The following is a 19,294-nucleotide window of genomic DNA, read 5'->3' on the forward strand; positions in this document are numbered from 1 at the left end:
GGACGATGGGCCGGTACCATCTAAAAAAGAGAATCGATGTGAAAGTACTGACTGTATTTGGCACTCGCCCAGAGGCGATAAAAATGGCGCCTCTGGTTCATGCACTAGCAAAGGATCCTCATTTTGAGGCAAAAGTTTGCGTGACTGCGCAGCATAGGGAAATGCTTGATCAGGTGCTCAAACTCTTCTCCATCGTCCCGGACTATGATCTGAATATTATGAGTCCAGGACAGGGCCTAACCGAAATAACCTGCCGTATTTTGCAGGGGTTAAAGCCCGTTCTGGAAAGCTTTAAGCCGGACGTCGTGCTGGTGCATGGCGATACCACCACCACGGCGGCTGCCAGTCTTGCCGCGTTTTATCAACGTGTGCCCGTCGGCCATGTGGAAGCAGGCCTGCGCACCGGCGATATCTACTCGCCGTGGCCGGAAGAGGCGAACCGCACGATGACCGGGCATCTGGCAACGTACCACTTTGCGCCAACGGAAAACTCACGGCAGAATTTGCTGCGGGAAAATCTCTCCGGTAAGCATATTTACGTCACCGGTAATACGGTTATTGACGCGCTGTTCTGGGTGCGCGATCGGGTGATGAACGACGACAAGCTCCGAGATGAGCTATTCGCTCGCTACCCGTTCCTCGGCAACGGTAAAAAGATGATCCTGGTGACGGGGCATCGCCGCGAAAGCTTTGGTCAGGGCTTTGAACAGATTTGCCACGCGCTGGCGCAAATTGCCGCCAATAACGCCGACGTGCAGATTGTCTATCCCGTGCACCTGAACCCGAACGTCTCTGAGCCGGTTAATCGTATTCTGGGCCATATCGATAACGTTATTCTTATCGAGCCGCAGGATTATCTGCCGTTCGTCTGGTTGATGAACCATGCGTGGTTGATTCTTACCGACTCCGGCGGCATTCAGGAAGAAGCGCCATCGCTGGGCAAACCGGTGCTGGTCATGCGCGAAACCACCGAGCGCCCGGAAGCGATTGATGCCGGTACGGTGCGTCTGGTCGGAACGGATAGCCAACGCATTGTGGACGAAGTGACGCGTCTGCTGCGTGATGAAAACGAATATCAAAGAATGAGCCGGGCGCATAACCCTTACGGGGATGGCCAGGCATGCGAACGTATCTTATCAGCATTAAAAAATAATCAGGTAACGCTATGAGTTTCTCAACCCTCTCGGTGATCGGTCTGGGCTATATCGGCCTTCCTACTGCGGCTGCATTTGCTTCACGGCAAAAACAGGTTGTGGGTGTCGATATCAATCAACACGCGGTAGATACCATCAATCGCGGTGAAATTCATATTGTTGAGCCTGACCTCGACCGGGTGGTCAAAACCGCCGTGGCGGATGGCTACCTGCGTGCAACGACTACGCCGGTCGCGGCGGACGCTTACCTGATTGCCGTACCGACGCCGTTCAAAGGCGACCACGAGCCGGATATGGTGTACGTGGAAGCGGCGGCACGCTCTATTGCACCGGTACTGAAAAAAGGCGCGCTGGTGATCCTCGAGTCAACCTCTCCGGTCGGCGCCACCGAGCTGATGGCCGGTTGGCTGGCTGAAATGCGTCCTGACCTGAGTTTCCCGCAGCAGGCTGGCGAGCAGGCAGATATTAATATCGCCTACTGCCCGGAGCGCGTGTTGCCAGGACAGGTGATGGTTGAGCTTATCAAGAATGACCGCGTCATTGGCGGTATGACGCCGGTATGTTCGGCGCGCGCCAGCGAGCTTTACAACATCTTCCTTGAAGGTGAATGCGTGGTGACCAATGCCCGCACGGCTGAAATGTGCAAACTGACGGAAAACAGCTTCCGCGATGTCAATATCGCTTTTGCTAACGAACTTTCGCTTATCTGCGCCGATCAGGAGATTAACGTCTGGGAACTGATTCGCCTGGCGAATCGCCATCCACGCGTCAATATTCTCCAGCCAGGCCCTGGCGTTGGTGGCCACTGTATCGCCGTCGACCCGTGGTTTATCGTGGCGCAAAACCCAGAACAGGCGCGTCTTATCCGCACCGCGCGTGAAGTGAACGACCATAAGCCGCTGTGGGTTATTGATAAGGTGAAGGCCAATGTGGCCGACTGCCTGGCTGCCAACGACAAACGTGCCAGCGAGCTGAAAATCGCCTGCTTTGGCCTGGCGTTTAAGCCCAACATTGATGACCTGCGTGAAAGTCCGGCGATGGAAATTGCCGAGCTGATTGCCCAATGGCACAGCGGCGAAACGCTGGTGGTCGAACCGAATATTCATCAGTTGCCGAAAAAACTCGATGGGCTTTGCTCACTGGTATCGGTAGAAACCGCGCTGGCTAGCGCCGATGTTATTGTGATGCTGGTGGATCACGCGCAGTTTAAAGCCATTAGCGGTGATGCGATTACGCAGCAGTATGTGGTCGATACCAAAGGAGTCTGGCGTTGAAACGGATCCTGGTCACCGGCGGCGCGGGCTTTATCGGCTCGGCGGTCGTTCGCCATATCATCAACCACACGGCAGACAGCGTGGTGGTAGTCGACAAGCTCACCTATGCGGGCAACCTGGCCTCGCTGGCTCCGGTGGCGCACGATGCGCGCTTTGCTTTTGAGCAGGTGGATATCTGCGACCGTGCCGAATTAGATCGCGTCTTTGCGCACTATCGGCCGGATGTGGTGATGCATCTGGCGGCGGAAAGTCACGTTGACCGCTCTATCGACGGGCCTGCGGCGTTTATCGAAACCAATATTGTCGGCACCTACACGCTGCTGGAAGCCGCTCGCAGCTTCTGGGCGACGCTTGATGACGCTTTGAAAGCCGCGTTCCGCTTCCACCATATCTCTACCGATGAAGTGTACGGTGACCTGCATTCCGCGGACGATTTCTTTACCGAAACGACGCCGTATGCGCCAAGCAGCCCTTACTCCGCTTCTAAGGCCAGCAGCGATCACCTGGTGCGCGCGTGGCTGCGTACCTACGGCCTGCCGACGCTGATTACCAACTGCTCGAACAACTACGGTCCGTATCATTTCCCGGAAAAACTGATCCCGTTGACCATTCTCAACGCGCTGGCGGGTAAACCGCTGCCGGTGTATGGCAACGGCCAGCAAATTCGCGATTGGCTGTACGTTGACGATCACGCGCGTGCGCTTTACCGGGTCGCCACCGAAGGCGCCATCGGCGAAACCTACAATATTGGTGGCCATAATGAGCGTAAAAATCTCGATGTGGTCGAGACCATTTGCGCGCTGCTGGAAGAGCTGGTGCCGCAGAAGCCTCAGGGCCTTGCGCACTATCGCGATCTGATCACTTTTGTCGCCGATCGTCCCGGACATGACCTGCGCTACGCCATTGATGCGTCGAAAATTGCCCGAGAGTTGGGCTGGATGCCGGAAGAGACCTTTGAAAGCGGAATGCGTAAAACCGTGCAGTGGTACCTTGCCAACGAAAGCTGGTGGAAGCAGGTACAGGACGGGAGCTATCAGGGCGAACGTCTGGGCCTGAAGGGTTAATCCTGCGGAGGAGAGAACGCAATGAAAGGCATTATTCTTGCTGGTGGTTCGGGTTCGCGTCTGCATCCGATCACCCGTGGCGTATCAAAACAGCTTTTACCGATTTACGACAAACCGATGATTTATTACCCGCTGTCAGTGCTGATGCTGGCGGGTATTCGCGAAATTCTGATCATCACCACCCCGGAAGACAAAAGCAGCTTCCAGCGTCTGCTGGGCGACGGCAGTGAGTTCGGTATCTCCTTGCAGTATGCCGAGCAGCCGAGCCCGGACGGTCTGGCGCAGGCATTCATTATTGGCGAAACGTTCTTGAACGGCGAACCATCGTGCCTGGTGCTGGGTGACAATATCTTCTTCGGTCAGGCCTTTAGCCCGAAACTGCGCAACGTTGCGGCGCGCACGCAGGGGGCGACGGTATTCGGTTATCAGGTGATGGATCCTGAGCGCTTTGGCGTGGTTGAGTTTGACGATAATTTCCACGCGCTGTCGCTGGAAGAGAAGCCAAAGCAGCCAAAATCCAACTGGGCGGTGACTGGGCTCTATTTCTATGATGGTGATGTGGTTGAATACGCGAAGCGCGTGAAGCCATCTGAACGCGGCGAGCTGGAGATCACCTCGCTTAACCAGATGTACCTCGACGATAACAAGCTAAACGTGGAACTGTTGGGGCGCGGTTTTGCCTGGCTCGATACCGGCACCCATGACAGCCTGATTGAAGCCAGCACGTTTGTGCAGACGGTTGAAAAACGGCAGGGCTTTAAAATCGCCTGCCTGGAAGAAATTGCCTGGCGTAACGGTTGGCTCGATGATGAGGGCGTTAAACGCGCTGCCGCGAGGCTGTCTAAAACCGGTTACGGTCAATACCTGCTGGAGTTGCTCCGTGCCCGTCCGCGCCAATATTGAGCCTCTGACCTGGGAAAACCAGTTCTTTGACGTGACAAGTGCCATTGTCCGCTTTGCGGACGATGCGCCGACGCTCACCGCCGAAAGGCTTGTCGGCTGGTCGCGGGTGCAGGCAAAGATTGCCGCACACCAGGTTGAAGCGCTTGATTCCCTCCAGCAGCTGGGTTTCCAGCTTGTGGAAGGTGAAGTCGATCTGGCGCTGCCGGTGACGGCCGTCGCCGGTTCGCAGATTGAAGTGGCAACGCAGGCCGATATCCCCGACCTGCGGGTGCAGGCGGCGCAGGCGTTTGCCTTAAGCCGCTTCCGTGCGCCGTGGTACGCCGCCGACGCCAGCGGACGTTTCTACGCCCAATGGATTGAAAACGCAGTAAAAGGCACCTTCGACACGCAATGCCTCATTTTGCGTGATGAGCGCCGCGCAATCCGTGGATTTGTCTCCTTACGTGAATTAAATACCTCTGACGCCCGTATTGGCCTGCTGGCCGGTCGTGGTGCTGGAGCAGAACTGATGCAGGCGGCGGTGCGCTGGGCGCATACTCGCGGCCATTCGACGCTACGGGTGGCGACGCAAGCCGGCAATACCGCAGCACTTCAACGCTATATTCACAGCGGTGCCAACGTTGTCAGCACCGCGTACTGGCTATACAGGTGACATCATGATCCCATTTAACGCCCCACCGGTCGTGGGTACAGAACTCGATTACATGCAGTCTGCAATGGGCAGCGGCAAACTGTGCGGCGACGGTGGTTTTACCCGTCGCTGTCAGCAATGGATGGAACAGCGCTTCGGCAGCGCCAAAGTGTTGCTGACCCCATCCTGTACCGCCTCGCTGGAAATGGCGGCGATTTTGCTGGATATCCAGCCGGGTGATGAAGTGATCATGCCGAGCTACACCTTTGTCTCTACCGCCAACGCATTTGTGCTGCGTGGGGCGAAGATCGTCTTTGTGGACGTTCACAAAGAGACGATGAATATCGATGAAACGCAGATTGAAGCGGCGATCACCGATAAAACCCGCGCTATCGTGCCGGTGCATTACGCGGGTGTCGCCTGTGAGATGGACACCATCATGGCGCTGGCGAAGAAATATAACCTTTTCGTGGTGGAAGATGCCGCGCAGGGCGTGATGTCAACCTACAAAGGCCGCGCGCTGGGTTCTATCGGGCACATTGGTTGCTTTAGCTTCCATGAAACCAAGAACTACACCGCGGGCGGTGAAGGCGGCGCAACGCTGATTAACGACCGTGCGCTGGTTGAGCGCGCTGAAATCATTCGTGAAAAAGGCACCAACCGCAGCCAGTTTTTCCGCGGGCTGGTGGATAAATATACCTGGCGCGATATTGGTTCCAGCTATCTCATGTCCGACCTTCAGGCCGCCTATCTGTGGGCGCAGCTGGAGGCCGCCGAACGCATCAACAAACAGCGCCTTTCGCTGTGGCAACACTATTACGACGCGCTGCTGCCGCTGGCGAACGCCGGGCGCATCGAGCTGCCGGTGATCCCGCCCGATTGCGGACATAACGCGCACATGTTCTACATCAAGCTGCGCGATATGGAAGACCGTAGTGCGCTGATTGACTGGCTGAAAGAAGCCGAAATCCTTGCCGTGTTCCATTACATTCCGCTGCACTCTTGCCCGGCGGGCGAGAAGTTTGGCGAGTTCCGTGGTGAAGATCGTCATACCACAACGGAAAGTGAGCGGTTACTCCGCTTGCCGCTGTTCTATAACCTGTCATCGGTCGATCAGCGCACCGTGATCAATACGCTGCTGAGCTACTTCGCCTGATATGTCATTGGCTAAAGCTTCGGTGTGGACCGCCGCGTCCACGCTGGTAAAAATTGGCGTTGGGCTGTTGGTGGTAAAACTGCTGGCGGTGTCGTTTGGCCCTTCAGGCGTTGGTCAGGCGGGAAATTTTCGCCAACTGGTGACCGTGCTTGGCGTGCTGGCCGGTGCGGGGATATTCAACGGGGTGACGAAATTTGTCGCCCAGCATCATGATGATCCGGCGCGTCTGCGTCAGGTGGTCGGAACCTCCTCGGCGATGGTGCTGGGGTTTTCTACGCTGCTGGCGCTGATTTTCCTGCTGGCGGCGGCCCCGATTAGTCAGGGACTGTTTGGTCACACGAATTATCAGGGGCTGGTGCGCCTGGTCGCGCTGGTGCAAATGGGCATCGCCTGGGCGAACCTGCTGCTGGCGCTGATGAAGGGTTTTCGCGATGCGGCGGGTAACGCGCTGTCGCTGATTGCCGGTAGCGTGATTGGCGTCATTGCCTATTATGCCTGCTACCGCTTCGACGGATATGAAGGCGCATTGCTGGGTTTGGCGCTGGTTCCGGCGCTGATTGTTATTCCGGCGGCGGTGATGCTTTCCATGCGCGGCACGATCCCGTGGCGCTATCTGAAGCCGCAGTGGGATCGCCCGCTGGCGGGCCAGCTTAGCAAGTTCACGCTGATGGCGCTGATGACCTCGGTCACCATGCCGGTGGCCTATGTGATGATGCGAAACCTGATGGCGGCGCATTACAGCTGGGATGAAGTCGGTATCTGGCAGGGCGTCAGCAGTATTTCAGATGCCTATCTGCAATTTATCACCGCTTCGTTTAGCGTCTACCTGCTGCCCACGCTCTCCCGGCTGACGCTAAAGCAGGATATCTCCCGCGAAATTGGCCGCTCGTTGAAGTTTGTTCTGCCCGCGGTCGCGGCAGCAAGCCTCACCGTCTGGCTACTGCGTGATTTTGCGATCTGGTTACTGTTCTCGGCGAAATTTGTCGCCATGCGCGACCTGTTCGCGTGGCAGCTGGTCGGCGATGTATTGAAAGTAGGCGCTTACGTTTTTGGTTATTTAGTTATCGCCAAAGCCTCGCTGCGTTTGTATATTCTGGCCGAGCTAAGTCAGTTTGCCTTGTTAACCGGTTTCTCCCACTGGCTTATCCCCACGCACGGCGCGCTGGGGGCGACTCAGGCTTACATGGCGACCTATATTGTCTATTTCACGCTGTGCAGCGGCGTATTTTTAATTTGGCGTAAACGGCAATGACCCAACTTTTACATATCCTGGGATCGGATATTCCCCACCATAACCAGACGGTGCTACGTTTTTTTGCTGACGAACTGGCAACAGAATACGCGCATGCCCGGCATTTTATGGTGGTGAGCCATGATGACGCTCTGGCTACGGCGTTTCCTGAGCTGACGATTGAGCGCTTTACGGATAAATCGACGCTGGCGAAAGCGGTGGTGGCGAGGGCCAAAGCGAATCGCCAGCAGCGCTTCTTCTTCCACGGTCAATTTAATACCGGTATCTGGCTGGCCTTACTCAGCGGCGGCTTGAAGCCATCGCAGGTGAGTTGGCACATCTGGGGCGCCGATTTGTACGAAGTCTCACGCGGACTCAAATTCCGCCTGTTTTATCCACTGCGCCGCATGGCACAGGGGCGAGTGGGGCACGTTTTCGCGACCCGTGGCGACCTGAGCTACTTTGGCGCGCGGCACCCCCAGGTGTCCGGCGAGCTGCTCTACTTCCCAACGCGAATGGATCCCTCGCTGAACGAGTTGGCGGACGGTGCTCCGCGCGACGGTAAGCTGACGATTCTGGTCGGGAACTCCGGCGATCGCAGTAATGAACACGTTGCTGCGCTTAAGGCGGTTCATCAGCAGTTTGGCGATACGGTCAATGTGATGGTGCCAATGGGATATCCGGCCAATAATAACGCCTATATTGATGAGGTAGAACACGCGGCGCAGGCGCTTTTCAGTCGCGAAAATGTGCAGATCCTGCGTGAAAAACTGGAATTTGACGCGTATCTGGCCTTGCTGCGCCGTTGCGATCTCGGCTACTTTATTTTTGCCCGCCAGCAGGGCATTGGCACGCTGTGCTTACTGGTGCAAGCGGGGATCCCCTGCGTGCTGAACCGTCAGAATCCATTCTGGCAGGATATGGTGGAGCAGCATATTCCGGTGCTGTTTACCGACGATACGTTAACCGTGCCGGTGGTACGTGAAGCTCAGCGTCAACTGGCGCTGGTGGATAAAAACGATATCGCCTTTTTCAAACCTAATTATCTGGCGCCCTGGCATCGGGCGCTGCGGCTGGCGGCGGGGGAAGCGGTATGAGCGAAATGCAGTTTACCGGGCTGTTTGCCGTCTGGCTGTTATCGACGCTGTTTATCGGCACCCTGACATGGTTTGAATTTCGCCGCGTCCGCTTTAACTTCAACGTTTTTTTCTCGTTGCTGTTTTTACTGACCTTCTTCTTCGGCTTCCCGCTCACCTGCACGCTGGTGTTTCGCTTCGACGTGAGCGTCGCGCCGCCTGAGGTGCTGCTGCAAACGCTGTTGGTTTCGGTCTGCTTTTACGCGTTGTACTACGTCACCTACAAAACCCGGCTGCGCAGAGCCACCGTAGGCAGCGCGCCGCGTCGACCATTATTTACCATGAACCGGGTAGAGACGCATATCACCTGGATTTTATTGATGGGGCTGGCGCTGCTCACGGTCGGCACCTTCTTCCTGCATAACGGTTTTCTGCTCTTTAAGCTGCACTCATATAGCCAGATTTTCTCCAGTGAAGTCTCCGGCGTGGCGCTCAAACGCTTCTTCTACTTCTTTATTCCGGCGATGCTGGTGATTTATTTCTTAAAGCCTGGCTGGAAAGCCTGGATAGGTTTCCTGCTCGCCACCGTGGCTTTTGGGCTGCTGACCTATGCGATTGTGGGCGGCACCCGAGCGAATATCATCATCGCTTTTGCCATCTTCCTGTTTATCGGTATTATTCGCGGCTGGATTTCGTTGTGGATGCTGGCGGCAGCAGGCGTGATGGGCATTGTGGGGATGTTCTGGCTGGCGCTTAAGCGCTATGGCATGAACGTGAGCGGTGATGAGGCGTTTTATACCTTCCTCTACCTGACGCGCGATACCTTTTCTCCGTGGGAGAACCTGGCGCTACTGTTGCAAAACTACGACAAGATAGAGTTTCAGGGGCTGGCACCGATTGCGCGCGACTTCTACGTCTTTATTCCGAGCTGGCTGTGGCCATCGCGGCCGGGCGTGATACTCAATACCGCCAACTACTTTACCTGGGAAGTGCTTAACAACCACTCCGGGCTCGCCATCTCGCCGACGCTGATTGGCTCGCTGGTGGTGATGGGCGGTGTGTGGTTTGTACCGATTGGCGCAGTGGCGGTCGGGTTGATTATTAAGTGGTTTGACTGGCTGTACATGCTGGGCAATGAGGAACCGAACCGCTATAAAGCGGCCATTTTGCACAGTTTTTGTTTTGGCGCGATCTTTAATATGATCGTGCTGGCTCGCGAGGGGCTGGACTCTTTCGGCTCTCGCGTGGTCTTTTTTATGGTTATCTTTGGGGTCTGCTTGCTGGTGGCGAAACTGTTGTACTGGTTGTTTGAAAGTGCCGGGCTAATTCATCAGCGGTCAAAACATCCCCTGCACGTTAGAGAAGGGTAAAATGGACGATTCACTGACCGCACCAACCTACACATTGCGGGGGCTGGAGCTGATTGGCTGGCGCAATATGCAGCATGCGCTGGACTTCCTCTATGCGGGCGGCAACCTGAAGCAGGGTACGCTGGTGGCGATTAACGCCGAGAAGATGCTGACGCGAGAAGATGACGCAGAGGTAAAGACGCTGATTAACGCGGCAGAATTTAAATATGCCGATGGGATTAGCGTGGTGCGTTCTATCAATAAAAAATACCCTAAGGCTAATGTCTCGCGGGTGGCGGGTGCCGACCTGTGGGAGGCGCTGATGGCGCGTGCCGGTGCAGAAGGTACGCCGGTCTTTCTGATCGGCGGTAAGCCTGACGTGCTGGCGGAAACCACGGAAAAGCTGCGTAAGCAGTGGAACGTCAACCTGGTGGGCACGCAGGACGGCTATTTCACGGCGCAGGAGCGACAGGCGCTGTTTGAGCGCATTCGTGACAGCGGCGCAAAGATTGTTACCGTCGCGATGGGATCGCCAAAGCAGGAGATCCTGATGCGCGATTGCCGCAAGGTTTATCCCGATGCGCTGTATATGGGCGTTGGCGGCACTTACGACGTCTTTACCGGCCACGTCAAGCGCGCCCCCAAAGTGTGGCAGAATCTGGGTCTGGAATGGCTGTATCGCTTGCTCTCCCAGCCTAGCCGCATCAAGCGTCAGCTTCGCCTGCTGCGTTATTTACGCTGGCATTACAGTAATAATCTCTGAATATCCTGCGCTTTAAGAGCCTATCCCATTAGGCTATTTTATTCGCCATTTTGGCACCGGGCAGTGCTCGAAATCCTCACGTACTACGTGTACGCTCCGGTTTCTCCGCGCTGTCCGGCACCAAACTGGCTTCAACAATTACGCCTACTGGGATAGGCTCTAAGGTGAAGGTATCGCGCATTTCCTGCGTGATACTTTCACAATTTCGATACTTTCCTCCTCATTTATATTTGCCATTTATTCGAAATTGTTAAACCATTCGCCTGCCCTAAAGGTATCTGCGTATTTTTACGCAGACATCCGCATCCGACAGACATCTCATTTTTTATAAAAATAAAACCGGCATCGACCGGCCATATGCAAACACAAGAGGACTTATGGCAGAGAAAAAACCGGAGCTCCAGCGCGGTCTGGAAGCCCGTCATATTGAATTAATCGCCCTGGGGGGCACCATTGGTGTCGGCCTGTTTATGGGCTCCGCCAGCACGCTGAAGTGGGCTGGCCCGTCGGTACTGCTTGCCTATATTCTTGCGGGAATTTTTGTTTTCTTCATCATGCGTTCGATGGGGGAAATGCTGTTTATCGAGCCGGTAACCGGTTCGTTCGCGGTCTACGCGCATAAATACATGAGCCCCTTTTTCGGCTATCTCACCGCCTGGTCTTACTGGTTTATGTGGATGGCGGTGGGCATCTCGGAGATAACCGCGATAGGGGTTTACGTCCAGTTCTGGTTCCCGGAAATGGCGCAGTGGATCCCGGCCTTGATTGCCGTCGGGCTTGTGGCGCTTGCCAACCTGGCGGCGGTACGCCTGTACGGTGAAATCGAATTCTGGTTTGCGATGATTAAGGTCACCACCATTATCGTGATGATCGTGATTGGTCTCGGCGTGATTTTCTTTGGCTTTGGTAACGGCGGCACGTCGATTGGCTTTAGTAATCTGACCGAGCACGGCGGCTTCTTTGCGGGCGGCTGGAAAGGCTTCCTGACGGCGCTGTGTATTGTGGTCGCCTCTTATCAGGGCGTAGAGCTTATCGGTATGACCGCCGGTGAAGCGAAAAACCCGCAGACCACGCTGCGCAGCGCGGTAGGCAAAGTGCTGTGGCGTATCCTGATTTTCTATGTCGGCGCGATTTTTGTCATCGTCACGATTTTCCCGTGGAACCAGATTGGCACCAACGGCAGCCCATTCGTTCTCACCTTTGCTAAAATCGGGATTACCGCGGCGGCAGGGATTATCAACTTTGTGGTACTGACGGCGGCGCTGTCCGGCTGTAACAGCGGTATGTATAGCTGTGGACGCATGCTCTACGCACTGGCGAAAAACCGCCAGCTCCCGGCGGCGATGGCGAAAGTGACCAAAAGCGGCGTGCCGGCAGCAGGCGTTAGCGTGTCGATTGTGATCTTGCTGATTGGCTCATGCCTCAACTACATCATTCCTAACCCGCAGCGCGTGTTTGTTTATGTCTACAGCGCCAGCGTGTTACCGGGCATGGTGCCGTGGTTTGTTATCCTGATTAGCCAGCTGCGCTTCCGCCGTGCCCATAAAGAAGCGATTGCCAACCATCCGTTCCGCTCCATTTTGTTCCCCTGGGCCAACTACGTGACGATGGCCTTCCTGGTTTGTGTACTTATCGGGATGGGATTGAATGAAGATACCCGTATGTCGTTGTTTGTCGGAGCACTGTTCTTAGCCATTGTGACGCTGGTTTATAAGGTATTTGGCATGAGCCAGGGCGCAAAAGTGCAAAATTTGCAGAAATAAGCGACAAAATGCGCAAAGCATGAGCAAACGATAATTTTCTTTAAAAAGGCACTAGACAGCGGGGTAGGAAGTCCGTAATATCCGACCCCGCAACGGCGCTAAGCGCCCGTAGCTCAGCTGGATAGAGCGCTGCCCTCCGGAGGCAGAGGTCTCAGGTTCGAATCCTGTCGGGCGCACCATTTACCCGGTGCTGGAGCTGCGGTGGTTTTAATGACCGCGTAGAAAGAATAAGTAGTGGTGGCTATAGCTCAGTTGGTAGAGCCCTGGATTGTGATTCCAGTTGTCGTGGGTTCGAATCCCATTAGCCACCCCATTATTTGATAAAGTTGTGAACATGCGATGGTGGCGGAATTGGTAGACGCGCTAGCTTCAGGTGTTAGTGTTCTTACGGACGTGAGGGTTCAAGTCCCTCCCTTCGCACCACGACTTTAACGAATTGAACGAAGCGTTCAAAAAGCAGTAAGCAAAATTTCGGCGAGTAGCGCAGCTTGGTAGCGCAACTGGTTTGGGACCAGTGGGTCGGAGGTTCGAATCCTCTCTCGCCGACCAATTTTGAATCCTGCTCAGGCAGGGTTTTTTGTTTACGTATCTTCCGTTAACAAAACAACGAATTGAACTCAAAATTCAAAAAGCAGTACCGCAGTATTTCGGCGAGTAGCGCAGCTTGGTAGCGCAACTGGTTTGGGACCAGTGGGTCGGAGGTTCGAATCCTCTCTCGCCGACCAATTTTGAACCCCGCTTCGGCGGGGTTTTTTGTTTTCTGCAATCCTGCTCACATCACGCCGCAATAAACGCCCCTTTCCATTTCTGTCGTCGCAGTACTATCCCTTCTTCCTTATGGACACCATTTTGCTCAGGAAGGAGTGAACATGCTGCAACAGGTTCCGACGCGCGCGTTTCACGCGATGGCCAAACCAAGCGGTTCAGAGTGCAATCTGAACTGTGACTACTGTTTCTACCTCGAAAAACACGCCCTGTATTCTTCTCATCCGACGCAGCGTATGGACGACGCTACGCTGGAAGCCTACGTGCGCCACTATATTGCCGCCAATGAATCCCAAAACGAGATTGCCTTTACCTGGCAGGGCGGTGAACCCACGCTGCTGGGCCTCGATTTCTATCGGCGGGCGTTAGCTCTGCAACAGAAATTTGGCGCGGGCCGAAGAATCAGTAACAGCTTTCAGACCAACGGCGTGCTACTGGATGACGAGTGGTGCGCCTTTCTGGCGGAAAACCAGTTCCTGGTGGGACTGTCGCTGGATGGCCCGGCGGAGATCCATAATCAATATCGCCTGACCAAAGGCGGTCGCCCGACGCATAAGCTGGTGATGCGTGCGCTATCGCTGCTGCAAAAGCATCGCGTGAATTACAACGTGCTGGCCTGCGTAAACCGCACCAGTGCCAGCGAGCCTCTCCGCATCTACGATTTCCTATGTGAGGCGGGCGTGGAGTTTATCCAGTTTATCCCGGTTGTTGAACGTCTCGCCGACGCGAGCGCTGCCCAGGCCGGGCTGACGCTCCATGCGCCAGGTGAGATGAAAGGTTCATTGACCCAATGGTCGGTGGAGCCGCAGGCATACGGTGATTTTCTGGTTGCCGTATTTAATCGTTGGGTCACGCGCGATGTAGGCCGGGTATTCGTGATGAATATCGAGTGGGCCTTCGCCAGCTTTGTCGGTGCACCGGGCGCGGTTTGTCATCATCAACCTACCTGCGGACGTTCGCTGGTCGTTGAGCATAACGGTGACGTCTATGCTTGCGATCACTTTGTCTATCTCCAGTACCGGCTGGGTAATTTGCATGAGGACACCTTTGCGAGCATGGTCGATTCTCCCTCGCAGGTCGCGTTTGGTAAAGACAAGTACAGCACGTTGCCCGCGCAGTGCCGCGAATGCAAAGTGCTCAAAGCCTGCTGGGGCGGCTGTCCGAAGCATCGTTTTATGCTGACCGCCTCTGGTGAGCCGGGGCTGAACTATCTTTGCGCCGGGTTCCAGCATTATTTCAGCCACCTGCCGCCGTATCTGAAGGCAATGGCTGACCTGCTGGCAAGCGGTCGCCCCGCCAGCGATATCATGCGGGCGAATCTGGTCATGGTGAAAAAATAGCAAAAGCCCACTTCCGGCTGGGAGTGGGCAGCAAGCCTTACAGCTTGATTTGTACCTTCGGTGGGTATTTCTTCAGAATGTTCATGTAATCATGAACTTCAGTCTGTAGCGGCACGCCCATCGGAATATGACGCACGCCGACAGACTCGCTTTCCTGCGGGTCGGTATACAGGTTAAAGATCATGGTGCCTGCCGTTGGCATCACCGCACCTGTGAAACCGCCCTGATAGCCGCTTTGCGTAAACGCATAAGGCTGCTGAATCAGCAGGTGGTATTTGAATTCATCAATACGCACGGCTGAAAGCTCACCGTTCAAGAAGTAGTGCTCCGCTTTACGGTTAGACTGGCCGTTCGTGCCAATAAAGAATGATGACTGATCGATACCGTCAATAAAGGTGGTTTTTGGCACCAGTTTTGACACTTCAGCGCCTGGCTTACCGGCCAACGCCATCGCCGTTGGGAACAGATCCGCAAGATCGACGATGCCGTCAGATTTACGCGGCTGGATCATCCCTTTCCAGTAAACGAAGGTTGGGACGCGAACGCCGCCTTCCCAGGTCGATCCTTTCGCGCCGCGGAACGGCGTACGACCGTGCGGTGGAACCTCCGCTTCTGGGCCGTTGTCGGAGGTGAAAACGATTAGCGTGTTATCAAGCTGGCCGTTTTTCTCCAGCGTTTTATACAGATTGGCGAAGACATCGTTCATCTCAACCATGCAATCGCTGTATGAGGTACGTGCCGGCGAGCTGCCTGCATATTTGGCATTTGGGTAGTTATCAAAATGACAGCCGCGCGTGCCGTAGTACAGGAAGAACGGTTTATCGCTTTTGGTCATTTTATTCAGGAAGTCGACGCCGTATTTCATCCAGCGTTGATCGAGGTCTTCCATATATTTTGGCGTAATATCGGCAATCGCTTCCTGCTTACCGCCGCGTACCGCGTGGACATCATCTTTACTGAACGGCAGGTTCTTAATGTATTCGGAACGGGCAGGGCTTAATGCCACTTCCGGGTTGACGTGAACGTCGCGCCATTCGGTATACATATCAGAGACGGAGTTGAAGCCGCGGAAATCATCAAAGCCGACGTTCTGCGGCTGGGAACCTTCGTTTTCGCCCATATGCCATTTACCGATAGCCTGAGTGACATAGCCCTGATCGTGCAGCAGCTGCGGTAACGTGGTTAACCCTTCCAGGCCGCCAGGCATACCGTACATTGGCGGCATTTGAATACCGTGGTGAACGGAATATTGTCCGGTCAGGATGGTCGCGCGGGTCGGGGAGGAGCTTGGCTGGGAATAGGCGGAGGTGAGGATGAGGCCCTGGTTTGCGACCGCGTCAATATCTGGAGTCGGGTTACCCACTGCCACGCCGCCGCCGTTAAAACCGACATCCATCCAGCCCACATCATCAAGTATGAAGATGATGACGTTCGGTTTCTTACCGGTTTTTTTCTCTATCTCCGCCAGCTTTTGCTGGGTTTCTTTATTCTGATCGGGGTGCATGATAACCGGCATCATATTATCCGCGATGCTGGTTGTCGGTTTAACTAAATATTGGTTGGGATGATCGTAACCAGAATAACCCGGTTTTGCCGTCGCGACTGCCGGGGTATCCGCAGCATTCGCGAGAGCGGGGAGCGCGGCGATGACGGCAACCGCAAGCAGCTTGCGAGGAAATGATAAATCCATTATAGATTCTCCATAATATATATATTCAATAAATATCAATGCTGTATATCTGGAGCCGCTCAGGGATAAATGAATGATATAACTACATAATATTTATGAATATATATAGGGATGAGCAGCGCCATTTCTTCTCGTGCTCAGAATCTTATACCTGATATTTTGATACTGTAAATATAACTTCCGAAGAGATGCGAGGCTTATAGCGTTCTAAATTGTTACTTCTTCTTTAAATATAAAGTCAGTAAATAAATGAAGATTAAATATCGCATTCAGTTATTTAATTATATTTTTATTTTCGCGGAATACACTTTTGCCCAGCAAAGCGTGTTGACCTCCAGCCGACTTTTTGTGGCGCAGGATGGGGCCGCCAGGCGGCGATCATTTTTATGTAACGAGAGGTGTCATCCCTTAGGATCCTGTGACATAATGCGCCGCGTAGATGCTCATTCCATCTCTTATGTTCGCCTTTGGCCTCATAAACCCAGGAATGACGCAGAGCCGTTTACGGTGCTTATCGTCCACTGACAGATGTCGCTTTCGCCTCATCAGACACCATGGACATTACGTTGAGTGAAGCACCAATAGTTGTCGAATTAAACCTGTTTAGCGCCTGCTCCGAATACGAGCAGGCGTTTTTTTATGTCTGAACGGTAGCCCGCGCGTGTTGCCATTAAAAAAGGGACCTTTCGGTCCCTTTTAGAAAACGCGTCACGTCTACGCTTGCGGGTTATTCTGCAACGTTAACATTAACCCTTCCCGGCGCATGGTCGCGGCCTCTTCCGGCTGCTTCAGGCGGTCGAGCACGTCGGCAAGCCAGGCATAATCATAGGCATCCGGGCGCTGCTTCAGTGCGGCGCGGAAAGCGAGACTCGCTTCCTGCCACTCGCCATGTTTCATCAGCGACTGGCCCAGCGTGCTCCATAACAGCGGACGATCGCCCACTGATTTAATTTGCTGGCGCAGCAGTTTTTCCATCTGCTCAGGATTATTGGTGTGCAGACGTGGGATCAGCATCACCAGACGGTCGTCATACTGGCGTTTAAGGCCGTCGATAATGATCTGCTGGGCAGTGTCATGATCGTCACACTCAATTAAGTGATCGGCGATAGCAACCTGTAGCGCAACCTGATGGCGGGTTTTGCGGCTCTGGTTTTTCCACCATTCGCGCAGACCCTCACTGCCTCTATCGTCGCGTACCTGATCCATGAGGCCAATCCACGCTTGCTGCTCCAGCGCGTTGCGATGAGCCTCATCGCCAACCTGGGCTTTCGCCATCGATGGAATGATATCCAGCAGCGAGCTCCAGGCACCGGTCTGAATATACGCCTGTTCCGCCAAACGCAGCACTTCTGGATGGCGTGGCGCAATCTCCAGCAGCTTATCAATGCCGTGGCGCGCCGCGTGATTTTCATGACGGGCAAGCTGCAAGCGAACGCGGGTGATTTCGACCGGGATCAGATCGTTTCCGGCAATATCCGCCGCGCGTTGCAAATGCTGATTAGCACGAGCTTCATCGCCACGCTGCTGCGCTGCTTCGGCTGCCAGCAGATAGTTCACTACCGGTTGTTCGGCATGGTCGGCATTCTTCGACATCAGCTTTTCGACCTGCTGATAGTCGCCTTCCGCCAGCTTCAATAGCGCTTGTTCAGTTTGTTTACGTGCGCGACGGCGTTTGCGCCCGACGAACCAACCGCGCGTATGCGCGCCAGTGCGGAAGATGCGGCGCAGGATCCACTCCAGCGCAAACAGCACCACCATCACCAGAATCATAATAATGACCAGTCCGGTCACGCTGGTTTCGATGTTGTAGTTATCCGTTTGGATCAACACATAGCCTTGATGCCCGGCAACCATTGGGCCGACCACCACGCCGGCAATTAGCAGCGCAAAGAGTAAGAGAACTTTCAGCATCGATTATTCTCCTTGTGGCTTGGCTGGCGGCTCAGGCACTGGTGCTGGCGCGGCAGGTTGTTGTGCCGCCGGCTGGGCAACGGCCGGTTGCGCCATCAGGTTACGCACCCGAGTCTGCATCAATTTTTCCAGAATCGGCTGGCTTTGCAGCGTTTCCGGTACGTCCATCGAAATGCTCTGCTGGCTCAGCGTTTCAATATCGCTGAGGAAGGTTTTGGTCGCGGGATCGTCGACGTTGTAGTAGGCGCGAACCCACGTTGAGACATTATCCAGCGCCTGCTTATAGGTTTCATCCTGATGGCGTGGCACCGCTTGTACGGCTGCCAGCAGCTGAGAACGGAGGTTTTCCCGCAGGTAGATGTCCTGATTAGGTGCCAGCAGCGGTACGGCGGTCTCATCGCGGCGGCGAATGGTAATAAAGCTGTCCATAAAGCTCTGCCAGCTTTTTTGCAGATTCACGCGCCATTCGCCAAGCGATGCTGACAGTTCGCCGCCATCGTTATCCATCGGGGAATCATCGGTATTGTTATCCGCCAGGCGCAGATTATCGACCTGGTTTGCTAACTGATTCACTTTAAGAATGATGCCGTCGTAATCCACCTGGGATACCGCCGCAAGGCTGGCAATGTCTTCAGTGATTGCCCGACGGGCGGTGATAAGACTCGGATCGTTCATATCGGCAAGGCTGGCATCGGCGCTTTTCAATAGTGCCGCCGCCGTGGTGGCATCCTGATCGCTCCACAGCTTGCGTCCCGCCAGCTTCACGAGGAAATCAGCCTGAGACAGCAGCCAGGTTTTTGAGTCGGTGCCAGAGATAGCAGCGACCTTCTGCTGAACTTCGTCGAGCTGCTTTGCCAGCTCACTTTGTTCGGCTTTGGCCTTTTCTAACTGAGCCGCCTGCTGTTTAAGGGTGGTTTCCAGCGCCTCTTTTTGCTCATCCTGCGTTTTTTGCAGCGCAATAAGCTGGTTGGCAAGCGTATCACTGGTGGAGGATTGATTGACGGCCTGCTGTTTGCCCCAGCCGTAAAGGCCAACGCCTGCTGCCAGCGCAATGGCGATCGCGACTGCGCTCAGCACCAGACTGGCTTTCCCGCCGTTATTTTTCTTCTCAGCATTTTCTGGCTTACGAGCGTCGGGTTGTGGCGTGATGTTCACGGTGTCCCTGGACTCTTCAACCACGGCGGAGTTTTCTTTTTGTTCCGTCATTATGGCTTCCAATTTTGA

Annotated in this window: 15 protein-coding genes and 5 tRNA genes; 17 read left to right on the top strand and 3 right to left on the bottom strand. The window is 54.7% G+C overall.

Going from position 1 to position 19,294, the window contains the following annotated elements:
• The first annotated feature begins 38 nt into the window (after positions 1-38).
• The 17 genes from wecB to ACIPDS_RS21035 all read left to right on the top strand — a co-directional run bounded on the left by wecB (position 39) and on the right by ACIPDS_RS21035 (position 14,469).
• Positions 39-1,169: a non-hydrolyzing UDP-N-acetylglucosamine 2-epimerase gene (gene wecB, locus ACIPDS_RS20955; RefSeq protein WP_400740061.1), complete on the top strand. Its 1,131-nt coding sequence runs from the start codon at positions 39-41 to the stop codon at positions 1,167-1,169.
• Positions 1,166-2,428, top strand: coding sequence for a UDP-N-acetyl-D-mannosamine dehydrogenase (gene wecC / locus ACIPDS_RS20960; RefSeq protein ID WP_166517202.1), 1,263 nt, complete (start codon positions 1,166-1,168; stop codon positions 2,426-2,428). Before wecB ends, wecC begins: the two co-directional genes overlap by 4 nt.
• The gene (rffG, locus tag ACIPDS_RS20965; protein WP_400740064.1) at positions 2,425-3,492 is read left to right on the top strand and encodes a dTDP-glucose 4,6-dehydratase; all 1,068 of its coding nucleotides are present in this window, start codon (positions 2,425-2,427) and stop codon (positions 3,490-3,492) included. The genes wecC and rffG overlap by 4 nt, the downstream gene beginning before the upstream one ends.
• A gap of 21 nt (positions 3,493-3,513) precedes the next feature.
• On the top strand, positions 3,514-4,395 hold the full coding sequence (gene rfbA / locus ACIPDS_RS20970) for a glucose-1-phosphate thymidylyltransferase RfbA (protein WP_400740067.1): 882 nt from the start codon (positions 3,514-3,516) through the stop codon (positions 4,393-4,395).
• A complete protein-coding gene (gene rffC, locus ACIPDS_RS20975; protein ID WP_400740070.1) occupies positions 4,373-5,047 on the top strand; it encodes a dTDP-4-amino-4,6-dideoxy-D-galactose acyltransferase in 675 nt (224 codons plus the stop codon). Before rfbA ends, rffC begins: the two co-directional genes overlap by 23 nt.
• A gap of 4 nt (positions 5,048-5,051) precedes the next feature.
• Complete coding sequence (rffA, locus tag ACIPDS_RS20980; RefSeq protein WP_400740073.1) at positions 5,052-6,182, top strand: dTDP-4-amino-4,6-dideoxygalactose transaminase; 1,131 nt, start codon at positions 5,052-5,054, stop codon at positions 6,180-6,182.
• Position 6,183: 1 nt separating this feature from the next.
• Positions 6,184-7,434 carry a lipid III flippase WzxE gene (wzxE, locus tag ACIPDS_RS20985; RefSeq protein ID WP_400740076.1) on the top strand — a complete coding sequence of 417 codons (1,251 nt, stop codon included), beginning with the start codon at positions 6,184-6,186 and terminating at the stop codon, positions 7,432-7,434.
• Entirely contained in the window at positions 7,431-8,510 is a 1,080-nt protein-coding gene (locus ACIPDS_RS20990; protein WP_400740078.1) for a TDP-N-acetylfucosamine:lipid II N-acetylfucosaminyltransferase, read from the top strand. The genes wzxE and ACIPDS_RS20990 overlap by 4 nt, the downstream gene beginning before the upstream one ends.
• A complete protein-coding gene (gene wzyE, locus ACIPDS_RS20995; RefSeq protein ID WP_400740080.1) occupies positions 8,507-9,859 on the top strand; it encodes an ECA oligosaccharide polymerase in 1,353 nt (450 codons plus the stop codon). The genes ACIPDS_RS20990 and wzyE overlap by 4 nt, the downstream gene beginning before the upstream one ends.
• A gap of 1 nt (position 9,860) precedes the next feature.
• Positions 9,861-10,601 (top strand): lipopolysaccharide N-acetylmannosaminouronosyltransferase, encoded by a 741-nt coding sequence (gene wecG / locus ACIPDS_RS21000; RefSeq protein ID WP_400740083.1) that lies wholly within the window; start codon positions 9,861-9,863, stop codon positions 10,599-10,601.
• A gap of 377 nt (positions 10,602-10,978) precedes the next feature.
• Positions 10,979-12,364 carry an amino acid permease gene (locus ACIPDS_RS21005; RefSeq protein WP_166517193.1) on the top strand — a complete coding sequence of 462 codons (1,386 nt, stop codon included), beginning with the start codon at positions 10,979-10,981 and terminating at the stop codon, positions 12,362-12,364.
• 102 nt (positions 12,365-12,466) lie between these two features.
• A tRNA-Arg gene (locus tag ACIPDS_RS21010) sits at positions 12,467-12,543 on the top strand.
• 58 nt (positions 12,544-12,601) lie between these two features.
• Positions 12,602-12,677, top strand: a tRNA-His gene (locus ACIPDS_RS21015).
• 23 nt (positions 12,678-12,700) lie between these two features.
• A tRNA-Leu gene (locus tag ACIPDS_RS21020) sits at positions 12,701-12,787 on the top strand.
• Between the two features lie 49 nt (positions 12,788-12,836).
• Positions 12,837-12,913 (top strand) — tRNA-Pro (locus tag ACIPDS_RS21025).
• Positions 12,914-13,012: 99 nt separating this feature from the next.
• Positions 13,013-13,089 (top strand) — tRNA-Pro (locus ACIPDS_RS21030).
• Between the two features lie 144 nt (positions 13,090-13,233).
• Positions 13,234-14,469 carry an anaerobic sulfatase maturase gene (locus tag ACIPDS_RS21035; RefSeq protein WP_400740085.1) on the top strand — a complete coding sequence of 412 codons (1,236 nt, stop codon included), beginning with the start codon at positions 13,234-13,236 and terminating at the stop codon, positions 14,467-14,469.
• A gap of 37 nt (positions 14,470-14,506) precedes the next feature.
• Here the strand turns inward: ACIPDS_RS21035 and ACIPDS_RS21040 are convergent, their stop codons facing one another.
• The 3 genes from ACIPDS_RS21040 to hemX form a co-directional block, all read right to left on the bottom strand.
• The gene (locus tag ACIPDS_RS21040; RefSeq protein WP_400740088.1) at positions 14,507-16,159 is read right to left on the bottom strand and encodes a sulfatase-like hydrolase/transferase; all 1,653 of its coding nucleotides are present in this window, start codon (positions 16,157-16,159) and stop codon (positions 14,507-14,509) included.
• Positions 16,160-16,873: 714 nt separating this feature from the next.
• The gene (gene hemY / locus ACIPDS_RS21045; RefSeq protein ID WP_400740090.1) at positions 16,874-18,070 is read right to left on the bottom strand and encodes a protoheme IX biogenesis protein HemY; all 1,197 of its coding nucleotides are present in this window, start codon (positions 18,068-18,070) and stop codon (positions 16,874-16,876) included.
• A 3-nt stretch (positions 18,071-18,073) separates the two neighbouring features.
• Complete coding sequence (gene hemX / locus ACIPDS_RS21050; RefSeq protein WP_400740093.1) at positions 18,074-19,276, bottom strand: uroporphyrinogen-III C-methyltransferase; 1,203 nt, start codon at positions 19,274-19,276, stop codon at positions 18,074-18,076.
• Positions 19,277-19,294 lie beyond the last annotated feature (18 nt).

Origin of the sequence: Kluyvera sp. NPDC087067 (genome assembly GCF_044745165.1) — a bacterium.
GTDB lineage: Bacteria > Pseudomonadota > Gammaproteobacteria > Enterobacterales > Enterobacteriaceae > Kluyvera.

What these genes read in the sequence shown, in the direction of transcription:
- ACIPDS_RS20990 (WP_400740078.1), top strand. Translation starts at nt 7,431, where the DNA reads ATGACCCAACTTTTACATATCCTGGGATCGGATATTCCCCACCATAAC.
- hemY (WP_400740090.1), bottom strand. Translation starts at nt 18,070, where the DNA reads ATGCTGAAAGTTCTCTTACTCTTTGCGCTGCTAATTGCCGGCGTGGTG.
- wecC (WP_166517202.1), top strand. Translation starts at nt 1,166, where the DNA reads ATGAGTTTCTCAACCCTCTCGGTGATCGGTCTGGGCTATATCGGCCTT.
- ACIPDS_RS21035 (WP_400740085.1), top strand. Translation starts at nt 13,234, where the DNA reads ATGCTGCAACAGGTTCCGACGCGCGCGTTTCACGCGATGGCCAAACCA.
- ACIPDS_RS21040 (WP_400740088.1), bottom strand. Translation starts at nt 16,159, where the DNA reads ATGGATTTATCATTTCCTCGCAAGCTGCTTGCGGTTGCCGTCATCGCC.
- ACIPDS_RS21005 (WP_166517193.1), top strand. Translation starts at nt 10,979, where the DNA reads ATGGCAGAGAAAAAACCGGAGCTCCAGCGCGGTCTGGAAGCCCGTCAT.
- wecG (WP_400740083.1), top strand. Translation starts at nt 9,861, where the DNA reads ATGGACGATTCACTGACCGCACCAACCTACACATTGCGGGGGCTGGAG.
- hemX (WP_400740093.1), bottom strand. Translation starts at nt 19,276, where the DNA reads ATGACGGAACAAAAAGAAAACTCCGCCGTGGTTGAAGAGTCCAGGGAC.
- rffA (WP_400740073.1), top strand. Translation starts at nt 5,052, where the DNA reads ATGATCCCATTTAACGCCCCACCGGTCGTGGGTACAGAACTCGATTAC.
- rfbA (WP_400740067.1), top strand. Translation starts at nt 3,514, where the DNA reads ATGAAAGGCATTATTCTTGCTGGTGGTTCGGGTTCGCGTCTGCATCCG.
- wzyE (WP_400740080.1), top strand. Translation starts at nt 8,507, where the DNA reads ATGAGCGAAATGCAGTTTACCGGGCTGTTTGCCGTCTGGCTGTTATCG.
- wzxE (WP_400740076.1), top strand. Translation starts at nt 6,184, where the DNA reads ATGTCATTGGCTAAAGCTTCGGTGTGGACCGCCGCGTCCACGCTGGTA.